Source organism: Rhodoferax sp. (assembly GCF_025354435.1).
Lineage (GTDB): Bacteria > Pseudomonadota > Gammaproteobacteria > Burkholderiales > Burkholderiaceae_C > Rhodoferax_B.
This window is the reverse complement of record NZ_JANXMU010000019.1, coordinates 55155-76106: the sequence shown is the minus strand read 5'-3', so window position 1 is coordinate 76106 and position 20952 is coordinate 55155. Positions and strand designations below refer to the sequence as shown.

Annotated in this window: 17 protein-coding genes; 14 read left to right on the top strand and 3 right to left on the bottom strand. The window is 48.3% G+C overall.

The annotated features are described in order from the left end of the window. Positions 1–6: 6 nt before the first annotated feature. The 4 genes from Q0T48_RS04895 (at position 7) to Q0T48_RS04880 (ending at position 4841) form a co-directional block, all read left to right on the top strand. The gene (locus Q0T48_RS04895; protein WP_295953210.1) at positions 7–798 is read left to right on the top strand and encodes a 3',5'-cyclic-nucleotide phosphodiesterase; all 792 of its coding nucleotides are present in this window, start codon (positions 7–9) and stop codon (positions 796–798) included. Positions 799–1003: 205 nt separating this feature from the next. Next, a complete protein-coding gene (locus Q0T48_RS04890) occupies positions 1004–1435 on the top strand; it encodes a pilin (RefSeq protein WP_295953329.1) in 432 nt (143 codons plus the stop codon). A 227-nt stretch (positions 1436–1662) separates the two neighbouring features. Next, entirely contained in the window at positions 1663–3288 is a 1626-nt protein-coding gene (locus Q0T48_RS04885) for an O-antigen ligase family protein (RefSeq protein ID WP_295953208.1), read from the top strand. A 134-nt stretch (positions 3289–3422) separates the two neighbouring features. Next, complete coding sequence (locus Q0T48_RS04880) at positions 3423–4841, top strand: Wzy polymerase domain-containing protein (protein ID WP_295953205.1); 1419 nt, start codon at positions 3423–3425, stop codon at positions 4839–4841. A 15-nt stretch (positions 4842–4856) separates the two neighbouring features. Here the strand turns inward: Q0T48_RS04880 and Q0T48_RS04875 are convergent, their stop codons facing one another. After that, a complete protein-coding gene (locus Q0T48_RS04875; RefSeq protein WP_295953202.1) occupies positions 4857–5939 on the bottom strand; it encodes an adenylate/guanylate cyclase domain-containing protein in 1083 nt (360 codons plus the stop codon). Positions 5940–6012: 73 nt separating this feature from the next. Beyond that, complete coding sequence (moaC, locus tag Q0T48_RS04870; RefSeq protein ID WP_295953199.1) at positions 6013–6501, bottom strand: cyclic pyranopterin monophosphate synthase MoaC; 489 nt, start codon at positions 6499–6501, stop codon at positions 6013–6015. A gap of 170 nt (positions 6502–6671) precedes the next feature. On the opposite strand from moaC, the gene Q0T48_RS04865 reads away from it, so the two are divergent. Then, positions 6672–8168 carry a M48 family metalloprotease gene (locus tag Q0T48_RS04865; RefSeq protein ID WP_295953197.1) on the top strand — a complete coding sequence of 499 codons (1497 nt, stop codon included), beginning with the start codon at positions 6672–6674 and terminating at the stop codon, positions 8166–8168. On the opposite strand, the gene Q0T48_RS04860 is transcribed toward Q0T48_RS04865, so the two are convergent. After that, positions 8157–8489: a phage holin family protein gene (locus Q0T48_RS04860; RefSeq protein ID WP_295953194.1), complete on the bottom strand. Its 333-nt coding sequence runs from the start codon at positions 8487–8489 to the stop codon at positions 8157–8159. The two genes, Q0T48_RS04865 and Q0T48_RS04860, sit on opposite strands and share 12 nt — an antisense overlap. 373 nt (positions 8490–8862) lie before the next feature. Between Q0T48_RS04860 and Q0T48_RS04855 the strand changes: the two genes are divergently transcribed. From Q0T48_RS04855 to gmd, 9 genes are all read left to right on the top strand, one after another. Next, the gene (locus Q0T48_RS04855) at positions 8863–10011 is read left to right on the top strand and encodes a hypothetical protein (RefSeq protein ID WP_295953191.1); all 1149 of its coding nucleotides are present in this window, start codon (positions 8863–8865) and stop codon (positions 10009–10011) included. A gap of 11 nt (positions 10012–10022) precedes the next feature. Further along, positions 10023–10814, top strand: a complete 792-nt coding sequence (locus tag Q0T48_RS04850) for an ABC transporter permease (protein ID WP_295953188.1) — start codon at positions 10023–10025, stop codon at positions 10812–10814. Continuing rightward, positions 10811–11467 carry an ABC transporter ATP-binding protein gene (locus Q0T48_RS04845; protein WP_295953185.1) on the top strand — a complete coding sequence of 219 codons (657 nt, stop codon included), beginning with the start codon at positions 10811–10813 and terminating at the stop codon, positions 11465–11467. Before Q0T48_RS04850 ends, Q0T48_RS04845 begins: the two co-directional genes overlap by 4 nt. A 12-nt stretch (positions 11468–11479) precedes the next feature. Further along, positions 11480–12748 carry a glycosyltransferase family 1 protein gene (locus Q0T48_RS04840; protein ID WP_295953183.1) on the top strand — a complete coding sequence of 423 codons (1269 nt, stop codon included), beginning with the start codon at positions 11480–11482 and terminating at the stop codon, positions 12746–12748. Between the two features lie 167 nt (positions 12749–12915). Beyond that, on the top strand, positions 12916–13674 hold the full coding sequence (locus Q0T48_RS04835; protein WP_295953181.1) for a hypothetical protein: 759 nt from the start codon (positions 12916–12918) through the stop codon (positions 13672–13674). Positions 13675–13985: 311 nt separating this feature from the next. After that, the gene (locus tag Q0T48_RS04830; RefSeq protein WP_295953178.1) at positions 13986–17003 is read left to right on the top strand and encodes a glycosyltransferase; all 3018 of its coding nucleotides are present in this window, start codon (positions 13986–13988) and stop codon (positions 17001–17003) included. 8 nt (positions 17004–17011) lie between these two features. Beyond that, positions 17012–17887 (top strand): NAD(P)-dependent oxidoreductase, encoded by an 876-nt coding sequence (locus Q0T48_RS04825; protein WP_295953175.1) that lies wholly within the window; start codon positions 17012–17014, stop codon positions 17885–17887. 84 nt (positions 17888–17971) lie between these two features. Next, positions 17972–19696, top strand: a complete 1725-nt coding sequence (locus Q0T48_RS04820; RefSeq protein ID WP_295953172.1) for an HAD-IIIC family phosphatase — start codon at positions 17972–17974, stop codon at positions 19694–19696. A gap of 40 nt (positions 19697–19736) precedes the next feature. Then, positions 19737–20771, top strand: coding sequence for a GDP-mannose 4,6-dehydratase (gmd, locus tag Q0T48_RS04815; protein WP_295953170.1), 1035 nt, complete (start codon positions 19737–19739; stop codon positions 20769–20771). Positions 20772–20952 lie beyond the last annotated feature (181 nt).

Genomic DNA, 20952 nt, shown 5'->3' with positions numbered 1-20952 from the left:
GTCGTCATGAAAGTCCGCGTGCTGGGATGCTCTGGTGCCATCGCTAAAGACTGCAAAACCACGTCGTTCCTGGTGGATGCCGATGTACTCATCGATGCAGGCACGGGTGTTGGTGATCTCACTCTGACCGAGATGTGCGCCATCAACCACGTCTTTCTGACCCACTCCCACCTCGACCATGTCGCTGCGCTGCCGTTGATGGTCGATGCCGTCGCCTCCCAACGCACCGCTCCCCTCAAGATCTACGCACTGGCCGGCACCATCGCTGCGCTGAAAGCGCATATTTTCAACAACGTGATCTGGCCCGACTTCAGCGTGATCCCCACCGTTGCCGCGCCGTTCATCAGCTTCCATGAAATCACCGTCGGTGAAACCACCTTGATTACGGGCAAAACCGTCGAAGCCCTGCCCGCCGTGCACACCGTGCCCGCCGTGGGCTACGCCGTTTCAGCGGGCGGGCCATGCTGGGTGTTTACCGGCGATACCGAGCGCAACCCTGCGTTCTGGCAGCGACTGGAGCAGCTCGACGTAGCCATGCTGGTAATAGAAACCGCTTTCAGCAACCGCGAAAAAGACCTGGCCCGCCGCAGCCTGCACCTGTCGCCCGTTGCGCTGGCCGAAGAGCTAGAAGGCATTAATCCGCACAAACAATTCCCCATCTTCATCACCCATACCAAACCCTTTGAGACAGAACTGATCATGGACGAGATCGCCGAGTTTGACGGCGCACTGCCTGCGGGGCGGCATGTACCGCATGACATTCGGTGGTTGAAGGCGGGACAGGCGTTTGAGGTGTGAGCCGAACTCACGTGCCAAAAATGTCTCCTATGTTTATAGAACCACCACCCGGGTGACAAAAATGTCTTTGGTGCCCTACAAAAAAACCCAGAAACCATGGGCAATAGCTGAGAATTTTAGCCAATCAGGGCAGCTAGGAACACAAAATAGATTGGCACGGTATATGCTTAACTACTACGTATCAACATTTACTCTAGGAGCATTCATGAAGCGTTCTATGCAACAAGGTTTTACCTTGATCGAACTGATGATCGTCGTGGCGATCATCGGTATTTTGGCTGCAGTGGCTCTGCCAGCGTACCAAGACTACACCGTGCGCGCCAAGGTAACGGAAGTGATTTTGGCTGCATCATCCGCAAAAACTGTGATTTCGGAAGCCACGCAAGTGAACGGCGGGATGCCTTTGACAGCAAGCGTCGCAGTAGCGACCCAATCCTCTAAATATGTGAGTTCGGTCTCTTACATCTCGACAGTTTCTACCTCTGGTATCGTCATTGCATCTGCCCAAGGCGAAGCCAAGATCACTGGCTCCAACATTATTTTGACGGGTAATATCGAGCCAACGACCAATCAAATTATTTGGACATGCTCTGGTTCGATTGCATCAAAATACCGTCCTGCTAGCTGCCAAGGCTAATAAGACTCGGTACATCAGAGCCTCCCTCGGGGGGCTTTTTTTATGAGCATTCGCTTTACGCGCAACGCGCTCCCATCAAACTTTAGCTCTGAATCACTTTGACTTCTAGAGAACCGCTCCCTCCCCTCTGGTTAGGTTTATGGGTGCTGCTCCTGGCAATGGCGTGGCTACTCCCTAACCACTACTACCCTTGGGCGACATTTCACAGCGACGCGTGGTTAGCCGTGATGTTTGCCATTGCCGCGATCCCCGTAATCGGATGGTGCTCTAACAAGGTGCAATGGCACAGCTTACCCATTGTGATTGCCTTATTGGCAACGGTACCGTTTATACAGTTCGGGCTGGGCATGCTGCCTTTTAGCGGCCAAGCATGGGTGTGTACAGCCTACATTTTAGGATTGCTGTTAACGATGCTGATGGGAGCACGGTGGGAAGCCGCAACCCCTGGACGAGCAGCTGATGGCTTGTTTCTCGCAGTGGGGATCGCATCGTTGGTATCGGTCGGACTGCAATTACGACAGTGGCTGGGTCTCGAATTCGAGGTCGATTCAATGCAGGTTTGGATGGCTGAGTTCTCACCTGGCCGCCCTTCCGCTAATTTGGGGCAACCAAATCAATTAGCCACTTTATTGCTTTGGGGTTTGCTGGCCAGCGCCTGGGGTTTAGTAAGAGGAAAAATAAAGCCCTTCAGTGCCGTGTTGATGGCGATGTTCATCTTGTTTGGCATTGTGCTGACCCAGTCACGCATAGCCTTCATAGCGCTACTCGCGATATGCCTAGCCGCGTGGATTTGGCGTCGCTTTCTGCCTGCCCGCAGCCCGTTGGTCGTCACCTTACTGTTGTTATATTTTGCAGTTTGCACTCTATCTTTGCAGAGCTTGAGTGACTTACTGGGTCTGGATTTGCAGATTCGCTCAGTTTCGTTAGGTGGTGCTTCAACGCAACTAAGGCTCAAAGCCTACAGCTTGTTTTTAGATGCCGCGTGGCAGCACCCTTGGTGGGGTTATGGCTGGAATCAATTGGCGGTAGCGCAGCTTTCGGTGGCACAAAACCATCCCACCTTAACGTCCTTCTTTATACATTCGCACAATTTGTTTCTGGACTTGGTGCTGTGGTGTGGAATTCCTATTGGAGGCCTGGCCTCGCTGGCACTTTTAGGATGGTTGCTGCGTGGACTCCGGCGTGTAGCCAACGCCGAAGATGCCATATTGATGCTGTTTTTAGTGGCAGTCGGATTGCACGCTATGGTGGAGCTGCCTTTGCACCACGCCTATTTACTTTTACCAACAGGGTTGGTGATGGGTATGTTGAATGAACGCCAGCGCAACCCTGTCGTGTATGCATCCAGTCGATGGACTGTGCTGACACTGCTGCTAGGGACTACGCTTTTACTGTTAGCCATCATGAGAGACTATCTGCACGTGGACGAAAGCTTTAGAACCTTTCGCATGGAAGCTGCACGAATCGGTCGATTACCTCCAGGCAAACCGCCCAATGTATGGTTGTTAAACGATATGCGTGAATTTATCCTCTATGCGCGCAAAGGCGTAGAGCCGGACATTAGCGTTGCTGACGCGGAAAAACTGCATGACGTTGCCTTGAGTTTTCCTACACCGTCCAATTTGTTTAATTTTGCCAAAGCACTGGCCTATCTTCACAAGCCGGAAGAAGCCACAGTATGGATAGAAAAAACCCAAAAGGTCCAGCCTCAAGAGTTTGACCGTGACCTCCGGGCCGCCTGGGAATCGCAAGCCCGCACGCAACCAGCCATGGCTGCGGTGAAATGGCCGCCATTAGAAAAAGAAGCGCCCCTCCCTAGTGTCGAAGCAGCATCCAAACCCGGTCAAAAATAAACAAATAAATCATTATTGACGTTTAGGCCCTCCGCACTCCTTTAATGCCTCCAACTATCACCCCCCGTCCCTGGGCATTCCTCGCCACCCTCCTCCTAGCCCTCCCCTGGCTCAACCCTTTCGGCCCTGGACCGATGGCATCTATGGTGCCGTGGCTGGTGGCGCTGGGTTCGGTGGCGGGGCTTATGGGGGTGCAGGCGGTTTGGCGGCCTGCCCGGCTACCGGCGGGGACCTCCGGCTGGGCCGATGCCGCCGCCCTTGGCTGGCTGTGGGCGGGGGCGTTGAGCGGTGCCATCGGCACGGTCCAATACTTTGGCCTGAGCGCGCCGCTGGCACCGTGGGTCAACACTACGCTGCTGGGCGAGGCGTTTGGCAATTTACGCCAGCGCAACCAATTTGCCAGTCTGACCCATATCGCGTTGGCCGCCTTGCTGTGGTGGGTAGTGCAAGTGCGGCCCAAGGCGGTCCAGCCCGCAGCACGGAATCTGGCGTTGGCGTTGGCTATCCTGCTGGGGATAGGCAATGCTGTGTCGTCCTCCCGCACCGGCTTGCTGCAGACTGTGCTGGTCGTGGCGATGGCAGTGGGCTGGGGCGGTTTGCACCAACCCGCAGTACGCCGGGTGCTGCTAGCGTTTGTGCTGGCCTACGGGCTGGGCCTGCTGGTGCTGCCGACGCTGGTGGGGCTGGATACGGGTGCCTGGGCGCGGCTGCGGGAAGGCGATGCGCTGTGCTCCAGCCGCCTGACGCTGTGGCACAACGTGCTGACGCTGATTGCCCAGCATCCCTGGCTGGGCTGGGGCTGGGGCGAGTTGGACTACGCACACTACATCCATCTGTACGACAGCCCGCGGTTTTGCGATATTTTGGACAACGCGCACAACCTGCCGCTGCATCTGGCCGTAGAGCTGGGTGTGCCGGTGGCTGTGCTGGTCTGCGGCCTGCTGCTGTGGTGGGTGATGCGCGCAAAACCCTGGGCCGAAACAGATGCCTCCCGACGCATGGCCTGGACGGTGCTGGCGGTGGTGGGCTTGCACAGTTTGCTGGAGTACCCGCTGTGGTACGGCCCGTTCCAGATCGCAGTGGGCATGTGCGTGATTTTGCTGTGGCGCAGGCAGAATGTTATTTTTATAAAAAATAGGGCTCTAGCGCATATTCTGCCTGCACTATTAGCTATATTTTTAATAGCAATATGCATGTACACAGCCTGGGACTACCGCCGTGCCAGCCAGATCTACCTGCCGCCCGCATCCCGCGAGCCGGCCTACCGAGAAGACCCGCTGGCGCAAGCGCGCAACACCTGGCTGTTCCAAAACCAGGTGCAGTTTGCCGAGCTCAGCATCACGCCCCTGACCCAGGCCAACGCGCGGGTGCAGTACCAGCAGGCATTGAAGCTGCTGCATTTTTCACCCGAGCACCGGGTGATTGAGCGGGTGATCGACAGCGCGATGCTGCTGGGGCTGGACGATGTTGCCGTGTTCCACATGCAGCGTTTCAAAGCGGCATTTCCCGAGGCCTATGCCGCCTGGCTGGCAGACCGCAGGCCGAAACTGTAGGCCAGGCCAGGCGCTTTAGAGCTTGTTGAATTCCACAATGCTGTCCACAAACTCTTTGATCGTCTGCGCCGCCTTGGTTTCGATCGAGGTGAATTCCACCGGGCATTTGTACTCGCCGTGGAGCTCGGTCACCCGTAGCACCTTGGCGTAAATTTCGGTCAGCTCCCGGCCCATCAGGGACAGCGACAGGGTGATCTTGATGTCGTCAAACGGGGCCAGGGCCACCGGGCTGATGACGAACATGCCCCCATAGCTCAAGTCGGCAATCCGGCCGATGTGCTCCTCGGGCAGGACGGATTTGCCTTTCAAAATCTGGTAGGCCAGCGGCATGTCCACCTCGACACGCGGGCTGTTGCGCACCTCGCGTTTGGGTGCGATGAGAGGGTGCAGGCCACGCAAGGCCAGCAGCTCGACCATGCGCACGTTGCCTTTTTTGCCTTTGACCTGGACATCGTTGATGTCACCAATGTCGATGAAGTCCCGGGCCTGCTGGTAGGTGCTTTCGCTGAGCAAAATCTGCCCGCGCAGGCTGTGCGCCTCAACGCGCGAGGCCAGGTTCACTTGGTCGCCAATCACCGTGTATTCGCTGTGCAACCGGGAGCCCAGATGGCCGACCACCACGTCGCCGGTGTTGATGCCGATGCCCATGTACAGCGCAGCCATGTCGTGCAGCTTGTTTTCGGCGTTGATCTCGTCCATGGCCATTTGCATTTCAATGGCGCAGGCCAGCGCGGCCTCGATGTCGTTGGGCAGGGCATGGGGCGCACCAAACAGCACCATGATCGCGTCGCCCATAAACTTGTCGATGCTGCCGCCGTGGCGCAGGATGATTTCAGTCATGCGCGACAGGTAGCGGTTTAGCGCGGCCACCATGTCCATGGCCGAAAACTTTTCGGCAATCGCGGTGAAACCGCGCAGGTCGGACAACAGAATCGTCACCCGGCGGGTTTCGCTGTCGGTGGCGTGCTGGGTTGCGTCGTCAATGGCTTCGGCAATCGCCTGATGGCGAGCTTCGGCGCCCAAGAGGGCCAAGGGGTTGGCGGGCTCACAGATAGCCATGAGCCGCGCGATGAGTTCTTGCCGGTTGACGTGCTTCACAGGGAGCCTCTGGCGGTAGAAATTTGTAACAGAATACCAGACACTTTGGTGGCCGTGTCGCCAGCAGCAGCGGCTATGTAGATGCCGACTGCGCCACAAAACTACCCGACTTGCCGCCGTGCTTTTCCACCACCCGCACGCCCTGCACGACCATGCCGCGGTCTACCGCCTTGCACATATCGTAGATGGTCAGCAGGGCGATTTGTACAGCGCACAGGGCCTCCATCTCCACGCCGGTGGGGCCTACGGTTTCCACGGTGGCGGTGCACACCACGGCGGCGGGCTCCGGCACCAACGCAAAGTCCAGCGCCACCCGGGTTAACGCCAAAGGATGGCACAAGGGCACCAGATCACTGGTCTTCTTGGCCGCCTGGATGCCGGCAATGCGTGCAATGCCCAGCACATCGCCTTTTTTGGCCGTGCCGCTCTCTATCAGGGCCAGCGTGGCGGACAGCATCTCGATGCGGCCGGTGGCGACTGCCGTGCGGTGGGTGTGGGCTTTGGCGGCCACATCGACCATGTGGGCTTGGCCGTGTGCGTCAAAATGGGTCAGGGTAGGCATGCGGATCACAATCTGGATTTACTGAACGTTTATGGCAGAGCTGCATCATACGGATGGACCGTTGGCCGCAGCACTCGCCCATGGAACTCATCTTGACATTTAAATTTATAAGAAATAAGGCTCTGGCGCAGGTAACTCATACGCCTATAGCTCTTATATTAATAGCAAGCATGGCCCTGGGCCCGCAGACGGCTATGGCACAGGCGCGGGCTACCCCCGCCGCCCAGCTGCCCAGCTTGGGCGACGGCAGCAGCATGACCACCAGCGCCGAACGCCGCCTGGGTGAGCGCATCGCCCGCGAGATCTACCGCGACCCCGACTACGTGGACGACCCGGTGCTGGTTGAATACGTGCAAAGCATCTGGCAACCCCTGCTCACAGCCGCCCGCCAGCGCGGCGAACTCACCGAAGAACTCGACCAGCGCTTCGCCTGGGAGGTGCTGATGGGTGCCGACCGCACCATCAACGCCTTCGCCCTGCCCGGCGGCTACCTAGGTCTGCACCTGGGCCTGGTGGGCGTGGTCACCAGCCCGGACGAGCTGGCCTCGGTGCTGGGGCACGAGCTCAGCCACGTCACCCAGCGGCATATTTCGCGGATGATGGAGTCGCAAAGCAAAGCCATGCCGTGGATGATCGGGGCCATGATTCTGGGTGTGCTGGCCGCCAGCAAAAGCCCGGATGCAGCCAATGCCGTGGTCATAGGCGGGCAGGCCGCGGCAATGCAAAACCAGCTCAACTTCTCGCGCGACATGGAGCGCGAGGCTGACCGCATCGGCTACGGCGTGATGACCCAGGCAGGTTTTGATCCCATCGGTTTCGTCAGCATGTTCGAAAAGCTGCAGCAGGCTTCGCGCATCGGCGACAACGGCTCGCTGCCCTACCTGCGCACCCACCCGCTGACCACCGAGCGGATTGCCGACATGCAGTCGCGCCAGGCCCTGGATGCACGCCCCGTGCACGCCCCGCCCAGCGCCCTGCACGCCATGATGGCCGCCCGCGCCCGCGTGCTGGCCAACCCCGGCGTAGACATGCTGCGCGCCTGGGTGGCCGAAGCCAAGGCCGTGCACCCCACCGGCCCGGCCGTGGACGTGCGCAGTGTCGGCGTGCTGTACGCCGGGGCCTTGTCGGCCCTGCACCAGCGCGACTTTGCCATGGCCCGCAACCTGGTTGCCCGGCTGCAGGCCTTGACCACCACCGACCCCGCGTTGGCGCGCATCAGCAGCCTGCTGGCCGCCGAGATTGAATGGGGCGCAGGCGATGTGGCCGCAACCGCCGCCTTGCTGAACCTGCAAGCGCCGGGTCGGCCTGAGCTGGTGCTGGGCTCGCAAGTGCGCACCCGCATGGGCCAGGCACCCGACGCGATTGCCCGCTTGCAGCCTTGGGTGGCACTGCACCCACGCGATGGCACGGCCTGGCAACTACTCGCCACCGCCTACACAGCCCAAGGCCAGGCATTGCGGGCGATCCGCGCCGAAGCCGAAGCCCAGGTAGCCCGGCTGGACTACGCCGGGGCGATGGACCGCTTTCGCGCCGCGCAAGACTATGTGCGCAAGCCGCCAACCGGCAGCGGGCCGATGGATGACATCGAAGCCTCCATCATCGACACCCGCACGCGGCAAATCCAGGCCCTGCTCATAGAGCAAGCACTGGACAAATCAAACAACTGAGTCGATGACGATGCCCAGGGCCGAATACAGCAGCGAGCCAATCAAAGCCGCAGCAAACCCGGTCACATGAAAGCCCGCCAGCAGGCCCGAGGCAGACCAGAACATCAGCGCGTTCACCACAAACAAGAACAGCCCCAGCGTGAGGATGGTGACCGGTAGCGTCAACACCACCAGCACCGGCCGTAGCACCGTGTTAAGCAGACCAATCACCAGCGAGGCGATCAGTGCGGCAGTGAAGTTATGCACCTGCACCCCGCTGTAGAGATGGGCCACCAGAAGCAATGCGGCCGCGCTGAGCAGCCATTTAAAGATAAGTTTCATGGAGTGAAGAATAGCAGCCCGTCTGTTCGCTAGCAGGCTTAGTGGCCTGCATCCCACAAGGTTTAGCGTCCTTACTACAAAGGAAGGAAGTTTCAACTTCTGGCGTTGTGATAGTGCACCGTATTGGGCTGCGCAAGCAACTTGTGCGCTTAAGATGCGGGACTTGTATAGATGTTTCTACCGAATAAAATGAACTTTACTTCGCCAGGGTTTTGATAAGGTTGCACCGCGGCAGCCACCTGGGTAAAGAGGGTAAAGACCCTTCGCAGGGCGGAAACACAACTACGCGCATATACCTAGCTAAGTTAATATGAGTGCCCAAATGGTGCCCGGCGCAGACTATGCATCTACTTATAGCTAACAAATCCCCTCAGTGACTGAATCCACCCCCACACTCTCCGGCAAGCAACCATCCCGTAGCCTGGTCGCACGCATCAAAGGCATTAACAAGTTATTTGCGGCCACCGTACTACTCCCGACCGCATTAGCCGTGCTGTACTTTGGGCTTATTGCGTCAGACGTCTACATCTCTGAATCACGTTTTGTGGTGCGCAGCCCGCAAAAACAAGCCTCGGCGGGCATTGGTGCCCTACTGCAAGGGGCTGGGTTTAGCCGCTCTGCAGACGACACCTATTCCGTACATGACTACATCACATCGCGTGACGCGCTCAAGCAGCTCAACGCATCCTTCGGCCTGACCAACATCTACGGCAGCCCTAGCGTCGATATTTTTAGCCGCTTTGCCCCCTTGGGCACGGATGAAAACTTCGAAGCCCTGCACCACTATTACCAAAAGCACATAAATGTCGAAGTCGATGCGTCGTCTTCCATCTCCACCTTGAAGGCCTATGCCTACACCGCAGCAGATGCGCACCGCATCAACGAAAAGCTGCTTGAATTGAGCGAAAGGCTGGTCAACCAGCTCAACGAACGGGGTCGGCAAGACATGATCAAGTTCGCTACGGCGGAAGTGGACATTGCCGAGGCCAAAGCTAAAGCGGCCACACTGGCAGTGTCCAAGTTTCGGGGCCAAAAAGGCGTATTTGACCCAGAACGCCAATCGGCCCTGCAGTTGCAATTGGTTTCCAAACTGCAAGACGAGCTGATTTCCACCAAAACCCAACTCGTGCAGATCCGGGCGCTCACTCCCGACAACCCCCAAATTCCCAGCCTGCAAAAACGCGTGGACACCCTGCAGTCTGAAATCAATAGCGAGACCGCCAAGGTAGCGGGCGACGGCGGTCAGTCTCTATCCAATACCTCGGCGGACTACGAACGCCTGTCACTGGAGCGCCTGTTTGCCGACAAGCAACTAGGTGCCGCCATGGCCTCGCTAGAACAAGCCCGCAATGATGCCCAACGTAAACAATTCTACCTGGAGCGCATCGTGCAAGCTAGTCTGCCCGATGTAGCCACCGAACCCCGCCGCGTGCGCAGCATTTTGGCGACTCTACTAATAGGGCTGATTACATGGTCCATCCTGACAATGCTGCTGGCAGGTGTGCGTGAGCATCAAGACTAAAGGTAAGCACAGTGACAACTAGCACTTCTTTACGGCGTTCATTCGCAATCCAAATTCGGGTAATCGGCGCACTCTTGATGCGCGAAGTCTTAACGCGCTATGGTCGGCACAACATCGGTTTTTTGTGGCTCTTCGTTGAACCCATGATGTTCACGTTAGGTGTTACCGCACTATGGACAGCAGCAAAAGCAACCCACGGATCTAATATTCCAATCGTGGCATTTGCATTAACGGGTTACTCTTCAGTTTTACTCTGGCGTAATATGCCGAGCCGTACAGTTGGGGCAATTACACCCAACTTGGCGTTGATGTACCACCGCAATGTGAAAGTTATTGATGTTTTTCTATCGCGTCTTGTACTTGAGGCGATGGGCGCAGGCATTTCTTTTGTTGTACTAGGATTGGTATTTACCACTATTGGCTGGATAAAACCACCAGAAAATATATTACAGGTTTTATTTGCCTGGTTGATGTTGGCTTGGTTTGGCAGCTCGATCGCTATATTGGTTGGGTCATTAAGTGAGCGCTCCGAAATAGTCGAAAAACTTTGGCATCCTGCTATGTATCTTCTGTTCCCTCTGTCTGGAGCTGCATTTATGGTGGACTGGCTGCCGCCAATTGCGCAGGAAGTGGTTTTACTTCTTCCAATGGTACATGGGGTTGAGTTGCTGCGTGAAGGATACTTTGGCTCTACTGTGCATGCCCATTACGACATAGCTTACATGGCAAGTATTTGTCTGGTTCTTACACTTTTTGGTTTTGCACAAGAGCGCTATATCAGCCGCCGGGTAGCACCTGAATGATTGAACTTACTAACGTAGTTAAATGTTATCCTACGCGGCATGGTCCGGCCACAGTACTTAATGGTATTAATTTACAAGTCGCTCGTGGAGAGAAGGTAGGTATCTTAGGACGCAATGGTTCTGGAAAATCAACGTTAATTCGTATGGTCAGTGGTGCTGAGCGGCCGACTTCTGGCCATGTTAGCCGGACAATGAGTGTCTCTTGGCCTATTGCGTTTGGCGGTGCATTTCAAGGCACATTGACCGGACTAGATAATCTGCGGTTTATATGCCGAGTCTACGATACTAGCACCGAAGACAAAATTCCTTATGTAGAAGAATTTTCAGAGTTAGGCCGCTACCTGCGCGAACCAGTGAAGTCGTATTCATCCGGTATGCGTGCCAGGTTAGCTTTTGCCATCTCTATGGTTATTGAGTTTGATTGTTTTTTAATTGATGAAATCGTGGCAGTAGGTGATGCCCGGTTTCACGAAAAATGTCGCATTGAGCTATTTGAAAAACGCAAAGACCGTGCACTGATTCTTGTATCGCACGATCCCGGCTACGTACGAGAACACTGCCAGCATGCGGCAGTACTCGTAAAAGGCAGCTTAACAACGTTTACAAACGTAGATGAAGCTTTTGCCTTCTATACTGAGCATGCTGCAGAATAACTCATTTCTACCATGACGCAGGTTTTACAGCGTATAGCACTCCAGCTATTACCGCCAAATTATTGGCGTAATCAGTTTTCAGGTTTAAAGTTACAACCAAAACTTGATAAAACTTCCCCACATCAGCTGTTGGTCGATGTGTCAGTAATTGTGTTAAGTGATGCGCGTACAGGTATTCAGCGCGTAGTTCGCAATATTTACAAGCAGCTTTTATTAAATCCCCCAAATGGCTACCAAGTATTACCTATAGCAGCTAGCAAAAGTCAAGGCTATCAATATATCCAGTCTGATTTTTTAGAAAACTACACTGTACTTACTGAAGCAAAATCATTAGCTTCGACCGTACAGGTAAAAGAAGGTGATATATTTTTTGGTCTCGACCTAGCTGCGCGCATAGTGCATAGCCGCATAGCCGACTTGCTAGCTTGGAAGCGACAAGGAGTGCGCCTCGTTTTTATGGTGTATGACCTTTTACCTGTACTGCATCCGGACTGGTTTAACCCGCGTAATACCTACTATTTAGCCCGTTGGTTGCGGACCATAGCTGTGCTGGCAGATGACGTTGTTTGTATATCACGGACAGTTCAAATGGACTTAAATACTTGGACAACCCAAAAATGGGGAGTTTCCTGTGTTGGCAAAACATCGATGGCTAGTCACATAATCAAACTGGGTGCTGATGCGGTAGAACCTTCTAAAAATGAAACCCAAGGTATAGAAGAGAGTCTCAATAAATTATCACTTGGCTCGGGCAAAGTAGTATTAATGGTTGGCACCCTCGAACCAAGAAAAGGTCATGAGGATGTCCTCAATGCATTTGAAATCTTGTGGGCCAAAGGCAACTCTACCCAACTAGTTATTGCTGGTAAGAAAGGTTGGAAAATCGATGGTTTTATAGACCGTATTCAAAACCATCCAGAGTTAAATAGGCGTATGTATTGGGTCGATAGTCCTAGTGAAATTGGTTTATTAGGACTATATAAGCGATGCAATGGTCTGATAATGGCGTCGAAGGGTGAAGGCTTTGGACTCCCCCTAATTGAGGCTGCGTTACACCACAAGCCCGTTCTTGCACGCAATCTACCGGTGTTCCGCGAAATAGGTTTGCCCGGCATCAGCTTCTTTGTCAATGATAATGCTGAAGCATTGGCATTAAGTATAGAGAAATGGCTCTCTAGTCCAAAAGGAATATCTTACAAAAAATATGTAATACCCACTTGGGAGAGGGCGGCTAGTCAACTGTTAACAGAATTAGGCCTGTCTAGCAAGATGATAAAATAATAAAATATTGAGGCACAAAAGTGACATATCAAACTGCAAAAACTATTAAAACTAGTGAATATCCACTTATTGACATCCCTTTAGTATGTGGATAAGCAGTATTTGTAACTGATTTTTATCGCTGTGCTCTGAATGGGATGGGGTCATCAACAAGTAATCGCAAGCTAATGCTGCACTTGCTACGGCCCACTCTTTCAAGATTAGGCTGGCAATGTATTGAAAGTTTTACAAATGTGGACGGTGGAGATATCGATACTGCAGGTTTGATAGCAGTGCTGGATATACAGAATGGTATTAACGGATGGGCAAAGGCAACATCTACAGCGATACCCCAAGAGTTAGACAAGTATTTTGAGAAAATAAACTCCGCAAACCTGGTGCTTGGATTTGGCCTCACTCCTGCAATGATTAGCTTGCTCGAGAGAAAAGCCATCCCTTCTTTAGATTTTGAAGTTTCCCCACTTCGGTTTGGTACGAACTTATTTTGGAGCGCCAGGACGAATCATCGCGGCATTCGCCAAGCACTGGAATCTATTGAAATATTTGACGAGTTTTTTTGGAATGAGGCGGCCAGTTTAAGCGCCGCATTGGCTTGGCGTGGTATTCGCACAGTTGGCGAACCTCAAAAGACATATAGTATTTTTATTGGTCAAATGCCTATCGATTTGTCGTTGGTTGCAGATGGATCTATTTGCTCCATAAATGATCATAAAGATATGATTGAAGATTATTTTTCTGATGTTGATGAAGTTCTTTTCTCTCCACACCCTTATGACACATCAGGCGAGGTATTTTTTAAAATATCTCAAGATATTTCTTCAATTAAACTTACGAGTGAAAAACATATCGCTTGTTGTGTTCGGACATTGCAAAGAAATTTCTTGCTATATCGTCAAGTGTTATTGATAAAGCTTATTTCTTCATGAAAACCTCGGCGAAAATAATAGCACCCGATAGCTATAAGTGTAGGCCTTGGATTAATACGGGTCCCGAAATTGCGCACTTAGATTTTTGGCAGTTTGCCATAGGAAAAGCAAGTGCACCGCAATTAGTATCAAATCCACCTAGATCTTTGAATAATATATTTGGTATGCGTTGGGGCCAAGATGGAATAATTTAAAATATTAATAGAGATATTAATATATGACATGAGAGCAACGTTTCACACCAAGCAAATTATTTAAAAATATAATCCAAGTTGTTAAGAAAATATTTACACAAGAATTGAATCATAAATATGACTACGCTAAATAACAAAGAACAGTTAAATAAAAAGCATATCAAGGAAATATTAGGTCTTGAGCCAGTCGAGTTCATTAATAATGCTTATGAACTCGTCTTACATAGGAAGCCTGATCCAACAGGGTTGCAGAGCGCCCTCTTGTATCTTAACGAAGGTGGTAGCAAGCTAAAGTATCTTTATAAAATGATTTACTCACCGGAAGCAATAGCTACAGGGAGAGATAAAGATTTAACTCAAACAATTGTGTCTCTTTATAAAGTAGTAAAGCTCCCCGTTATTGGGATCTATATTGAGAATAAATTCGTGTTGGATGCAAAGCAGTCGCTAAAACATAAAAGGCTTGAGCTTGAAAAGCTAAATAAGAATAAATATACCTCCAACATAATGGAGCAAGTGCTGCTGCCTGAACAGAAGAAACCCGCAAGAAAAATCAAAAAACGTGAATATAAAAAAAGAATAAATGGTGCATGTTTATGGATGGATTTGACTACTACCATGGAGTGGACGGGTGGTGTGGTTGGAATTATCCGAGCCGAACTTGAAGTTGCGTCTGCCCTCAAAAAAATTCGCCCAGGGATTCGCTTTTCTATGCAACTCGGGAATGGATTTATCGAAATTGATAATCAAAAACTAGGTTGGCTTTTTGACGCAGAAAACATCGCCGATGCATATATTGAAAAATTCAAGAGAATTGGGCCTCAAAATGAACCAGCAAGAAGAACTTATGAATATTTAAATATCGATGCTAAAAATAATTCTGAGTTATTTCACCCATATGAACCAGATGACATAGTTTTCTGTATGGGATGGATGGATAGTCAAAAAGAAGTTTTCTTCGACAAAATAAAATTTGAGCTGCCGCAGCTTTACATCAGCTATCTCGTATATGACACGATTTTAATAAATGAAAATACGACCCAGTTTTACGACAGAATTCATGCAGTAAAATTTAGTAACTATTTAGAATGGATCTCTAATAGCTGTAGTTTAATATTTTATGGCGGAGAAACCGCGAAACAAGATACAGAGAGCTTTCAAAAAAAACTTGGCTGGGCAAGTCCCTTAGGTGTACCGGTACATTTTGGCAGCGACATAGTCAAAAACTATGATGACAGCGATGATTTTCAAATATTAAGTAAACTTAATCTTAAGTCTTATGAATTTATAATGACTGTGGGTTCTATTGAACCGAGAAAAAATCACGAGACATTGTACAAAGCAATGCTTATGGCACTAGAAATCGATGCCCTCAGCACACCTATGCTTGTTATAGTTGGAAACCCCGCAGGAAGAGTTGATGATCTAATGAATCATCTAACAAGGAATCCCAAACTAAAGGGAAAAATACTTCTGTTGCGGCCTACTGATAAGGAGCTCTCCGTACTTTATCGCCATTGTGCTTTTACTTTATTACCTAGCTTATATGAAGGCTGGAGCCTTACTCTGCCTGAAAGCTTAGGGCAGGGTAAATTTTGTCTTGCATGCGATACACCGCCACTTGTGGAGATTGGTCGTAACATGATTGAGTATGTAAAACCTTATGATGTGAAAAGTTGGGCTACAAGTATATTACGGCTCTCTCGCGATAAAGAATTACTAAAGACTTACGAAAAAAATATTAGAGAAAAATGGCCTCAAACATCCTGGAAAGATACTGCAAATAGGATCAATGAAGTTATAAATAAAGAGATAAAAAAACTTCCATATGTTCCATCACCACCAACAATTTGGTACGATATGTCGCTATCTTATTTATTATGGAGCGGAGGCATAAGCGGTGTAATTCGGGCAGAGCTGACTTACGCGCGACATCTTAAAAAGATATATAAGCAAATAAAATTCTTTGCGCAGGATGCTAATTCAATATTTGAAATTCCTGCAGCTAATTTGCTGTGGTTATTTGAGGAGGGTGATTTGTCAACAGCATATCAATCATTTAGACAGTATTGGGATTCACATGAATCTAACAATACTGGTTTTAGAAGCCCTTATCGTTACCCTGGCTCAAATAGAAGTACACACGAGCAGACAATTGAACAATTTCCAGATAATTCTATTATTATTTTCACTGGAATAGATTTTGATTTAAATGCCGAGGGAGAACCAAGGCGCTGCTTGGCAGCGCGAGAGGCATCAAAAAATGGAGAAAATATAACTCTCTCGCATTTGGTTTATGATTTTACCCCGTTTATTATACCGCAATGCCATAAAGTTGAAACCTGTGCTGGATATGAAGGTTTTATTAAGTATATATCAAACGAATTTGATTATATTATTTATGGTGGCAGAACTGCAATGTTGGACTCAGAAGTAATTCAGAAGAAATTAGGTTGGAGTTCACCAAAGTGTAGCTTTGTAGAGTTTGGTTCAGATATACAGAATGGGAAATACAAGCTATCACTCGAAGAAGAAAATAAAATATTAAATGAAAATGATATCCAAGAAGATTTTATATTAACTGTGGGAACTATAGAGCCAAGAAAAAACCATGAAATGCTTTACAAGGCATATTTATATTTAATCGAATCTGGCATAACAGATTTACCACAATTTATTTTTGTCGGAAAGCCGGGCTGGTTAGTTGATGATTTTTTAACTACTTTTAACTCCGACAGTCGAATCCAGAAATATATTAAAATAATTAGTCCTGACGATACATTCCTTGATGTTTTATATCGTCGATGTAAATTTACTGTCTTGGCCTCTATGTATGAGGGGTGGAGTCTTACCTTGCCAGAAAGCTTGTCGTACGGGAAGTTTTGTTTAACTGCAGATACCCCTCCATTAGTAGAGGTTGGCCGTAACTTAGTTGAATATATAAATCCTTATGATACTAAAGAATGGGGGGACAGGATACTTCATTATTATAAAAACCCTGATATTGTTAGGCAAAAAGAAGATTTCATAAAAAACGAATGGCAGGCAAAAACTTGGCTAGAGTCTTCAGGTGACTTACTAAAGGCGCTGCTTAACTTCTATTATTCTAATTTAAACTTAATAAACTCCAAATAGCTTAAATTATGAAAAAACTATTGATTACTGGCGCATCTGGGTTTGTAGGTAAGCATATTTATGATGTTTGCACAAATCGCGGCTATGAAGTTCATGGACTTACGACAAGCGCTAGTAACAATTTTATAAAATGCGATATTACTGAAGAGGGGCAGGTAAAGCAAGTCTTTGATCAGATAAATCCAGATATAGTAATTCACTCGGCGGGCTTGGCATCTGTCACAAATGGCCTGCCTATTGATTACTATAAAATAAACGTGATAGGTACAGATAATATTCTAAAGACGCTAGTTAGTTTCAGGGAAAAAAAACGATTAATATTTTTAAGCACCGCAGGTGTCTACGGTAACCAGAAAATTAATGTTCTTCACGAGAAACTAACACCAAGTCCTGTTCATCACTACGGCTTTAGCAAAATGGTGGCTGAACATCTAGTTTTGTTGCAGGCAGACAAAATAAATTTTACAATATTACGTTTATTTAATTTAATTGGCAATGGTCAAAATGAATCTTTCATTTTGCCAAAACTAATTCGTCATTTTAAGGAAAAATTACCCCAAATCGAACTGGGGAATATAGAGCCGGAGCGTGATTACATATCAGTTTTAACGGCTGTCGATATAATAGAGAAAATTATTTCCAACAAATCGTCGTTTGGTGAGGTAATAAATCTTTGCTCTGGCCACGGCACATCTGTTCGAAGTTTAATCGAGGTGCTGACATCAATAACAGGTCATCAATTGAATGTAATATCATCACCTGACTTTATACGAAAAAATGAAGTTTGGCGGCTTGTTGGTGATGTAGAAAAATTAGTTAGTATTACTGGAAATCCGGCTGTGTTGCCAGATATTAGAAATTCAATTTCTTCAATGATAATTTAATTAAGTAGTATTAAAATGATACGATCAGGCGACTTTCTTTCTCCCAAATTTTTAGTTAAAAATGTAACTAAGCCTTGCCGGGTAATGATTATTGGTCAATGCCTTTTGGATTATTGGCCTGCATACATTAATGAATATAGTTCGGATCATCACATTGAGAGAATTCTTTTTAATAATGGTGTTGCGCTCCCCGAATTGACGAGTGCCGCATCATATGATTTTCAGGTTATTGCTCCCCCTTTGCGTTCAATAATGCCGGAATCGCAATATATGCCTTTGAAATATGTTGATTTAGATAAATACGAGTCTATTTTTGAAGAATCTTGTAATAGGCTGGAGTTTATTGTCAGATCAATGTTGAAGTATAATATTGAGAATAATATTCTTACTTTTGTGAGTAATTTTTTTACTCCAATAAAAAATCCGATGGGTCAATTATTGCCTCGGTATGATTTAAGAAATCCAATATTTTTTGTTGAGCAGCTAAATGTTCATCTCTCTAAATTTTTAGGAGGCTTTTCAAATATTCATCTTTTGGATACAAATCAAATTTCTTCCACCATTGGAAAGAGATATGTCCAAGACGACTCTGTTTCTATTATTGTGCATGGATCACCGTTGGTGGACCACGCCGTGAATATTGATGAGCAGAGGATCGAGAAACCAAGTCAATCTATTACTAGTAAATTTAATGCTGATAATTATGGATTTGTATGTGCAGTTTGGGATGAACTGATCTCAATGTATAGAACAATAATGAATATTGATTCGGTAAAAATGGTAGTGATGGATTTGGATGATACGTTGTGGCGAGGTATAGCAGGCGAAAGCGGATCAATTGATCCAATGATGCAAATTGAAGGTTGGCCGTTGGGTGTCGCAGAGGCGCTAACTTACCTTAAGCGGAGAGGAATTATTCTTGCTATTGTTAGCAAGAATGAAGAAAGCGTTGTGCGAAATTTATGGTTGGGTGCCTATCAAAATCGATTAGATCTAGACAAATTTTCATTTATCAGAATTAACTGGAAGCCAAAATATGAAAATATTCTAGAGCTAATTAAAATAGCTAATATTTTGCCAAGTAGTGTAGTTTTTGTCGATGATAATCCTGTTGAGCGTGAGTCGGTTATGGCTGCTATACCAGGTATACGCGTGCTTGGTGATGACCCGTATCTAACGCGTACAGCGTTATTATGGGCGTCGGAAACTCAGGTTCGTTACGTGACTGATGAGTCTGGTCGTCGTGGCGAGATGATGAAGGCGCAGGAACAAAGAGAGATTCAAAAAGTGGCGATGTCGCGCCCTGATTTCTTACTCTCGCAAAATATAAAAATTAAATTTGATTACGTTTTATCAAAAAATGATAAAAAGTACCCTCGTGCATTCGAACTCATTAATAAAACTAATCAATTTAATACGACTGGAAAACGTTGGACAGAGGAGGAGATGGCGTACAGTTTCAATTCTGGCATTAAGATGGCCGTTTTTCATGTGGACGATCGCTTCACCAACTATGGCCTTGTCGGTGTTATTTTGATAAGTGGAAGTAGAATTATCCAGTTTGTCATGAGTTGCAGGGTGCTTGGCATGGATGTGGAGTTGGGCGTACTTTGTAAAGTATGTACTGATATTTTAAATATCAGCGGCAACGGTAGCGACGTTAATGCATTCTTAACCCATACAGATGCTAATTTCCCTTGCCGCGACCTGTATCAGAAGGCTAACTTTATCCTAGGTCAAGATTCAAGCTGGCACCTAAAGTCATCTCTACTGCCTAAAATTCCAACGCATTTGAATTTTGCAGTTTAATTTATCGCCGTTTTTGTAAATTATTTAACCAAAAGAAAATATGACCGTAGCTATTATTACTGGAATTACTGGGCAAGATGGTGCTTATCTTGCAGAACTTTTACTATCTAAAGGATATACCGTATACGGTACCTATCGCCGGACTAGCTCGGTAAATGTATGGAGAATTGAAGAGCTTGGTATTTTGACTAATCCAAATTTGAATTTAGTTGAATTCGATTTAACCGATTTGTCTACATGCATTCGCCTATTGCAATCTACCGAGGCGACTGAAGTTTATAATCTTGCTGCACAAAGTTTTGTTGGTGTTTCATTTGATCAACCCACGACTACAGCAAAAATAACGGGTATTGGTGCTTTGAATATGCTGGAAGCGATACGCATAGTGAATAAAAAGATTCGCTTTTATCAGGCTAGCACGTCTGAAATGTTTGGTAAAGTCCAAGCTATTCCACAAATTGAAAGTACTCCTTTCTATCCACGTAGTCCCTATGGTGTTGCAAAACTATATGCCCATTGGATGACCGTAAATTATCGCGAAAGCTATGGAATTTTTGGCACTAGCGGTATTTTATTTAACCACGAAAGCCCTTTTCGCGGGCGTGAGTTTGTTACACGGAAAATCACGGACTCTGTAGCCAAAATAAAGCTTGGTATGCTAGATGTATTGGAGCTTGGCAATATAGATGCCAAGCGCGATTGGGGATATGCAAAGGAATATGTGGAGGGTATGTGGCGGATGTTGCAAGCAGATCAACCTGACACTTTTGTACTTGCAACCAATCGTACGGAGACTGTGCGTGATTTCGTTAGTATGGCATTTAAAGGAGTGGGTGTTACGGTTGAATTCCGGGGTGAGGCTGAAAATGAGACGGCGGTTGATGCGGTCACTGGAAAGACTGTAATGCGCGTTAACCCTAAATTTTATCGTCCTGCAGAAGTTGAACTTTTAATCGGAAGTGCTGAAAAGGCAAAGCGCGAGCTCGGCTGGGAAGCTAAAACTACGCTTGAGCAACTCTGCCAGATGATGGTGGATGCAGATATTCGGCGTAATACAGCTGGTTCCTCGTTTTGAAATTTAGTTAGGTGAATTTACAATCGGAATCGCGTGATTTGGGATACTTATTTTCATGTTAGATTTTTATATGTTGACAATAATTAGAAATATTGATTTGGATGTAACTAAGCTCGAATCAAGCATTACGTTGGACTGGAAGTTGCGCTGCACATGGGAGGCGACGGTTTGAAGGTTATTT

What these genes read in the sequence shown, in the direction of transcription:
- Q0T48_RS04895 (WP_295953210.1), top strand. Translation starts at nt 7, where the DNA reads ATGAAAGTCCGCGTGCTGGGATGCTCTGGTGCCATCGCTAAAGACTGC.
- Q0T48_RS04890 (WP_295953329.1), top strand. Translation starts at nt 1,004, where the DNA reads ATGAAGCGTTCTATGCAACAAGGTTTTACCTTGATCGAACTGATGATC.
- Q0T48_RS04885 (WP_295953208.1), top strand. Translation starts at nt 1,663, where the DNA reads ATGTTTGCCATTGCCGCGATCCCCGTAATCGGATGGTGCTCTAACAAG.
- Q0T48_RS04880 (WP_295953205.1), top strand. Translation starts at nt 3,423, where the DNA reads ATGGCATCTATGGTGCCGTGGCTGGTGGCGCTGGGTTCGGTGGCGGGG.
- moaC (WP_295953199.1), bottom strand. Translation starts at nt 6,501, where the DNA reads ATGCCTACCCTGACCCATTTTGACGCACACGGCCAAGCCCACATGGTC.
- Q0T48_RS04865 (WP_295953197.1), top strand. Translation starts at nt 6,672, where the DNA reads ATGGCCCTGGGCCCGCAGACGGCTATGGCACAGGCGCGGGCTACCCCC.
- Q0T48_RS04860 (WP_295953194.1), bottom strand. Translation starts at nt 8,489, where the DNA reads ATGAAACTTATCTTTAAATGGCTGCTCAGCGCGGCCGCATTGCTTCTG.
- Q0T48_RS04845 (WP_295953185.1), top strand. Translation starts at nt 10,811, where the DNA reads ATGATTGAACTTACTAACGTAGTTAAATGTTATCCTACGCGGCATGGT.
- Q0T48_RS04840 (WP_295953183.1), top strand. Translation starts at nt 11,480, where the DNA reads ATGACGCAGGTTTTACAGCGTATAGCACTCCAGCTATTACCGCCAAAT.
- Q0T48_RS04835 (WP_295953181.1), top strand. Translation starts at nt 12,916, where the DNA reads ATGCTGCACTTGCTACGGCCCACTCTTTCAAGATTAGGCTGGCAATGT.
- Q0T48_RS04830 (WP_295953178.1), top strand. Translation starts at nt 13,986, where the DNA reads ATGACTACGCTAAATAACAAAGAACAGTTAAATAAAAAGCATATCAAG.
- Q0T48_RS04825 (WP_295953175.1), top strand. Translation starts at nt 17,012, where the DNA reads ATGAAAAAACTATTGATTACTGGCGCATCTGGGTTTGTAGGTAAGCAT.
- Q0T48_RS04820 (WP_295953172.1), top strand. Translation starts at nt 17,972, where the DNA reads ATGATTATTGGTCAATGCCTTTTGGATTATTGGCCTGCATACATTAAT.
- gmd (WP_295953170.1), top strand. Translation starts at nt 19,737, where the DNA reads ATGACCGTAGCTATTATTACTGGAATTACTGGGCAAGATGGTGCTTAT.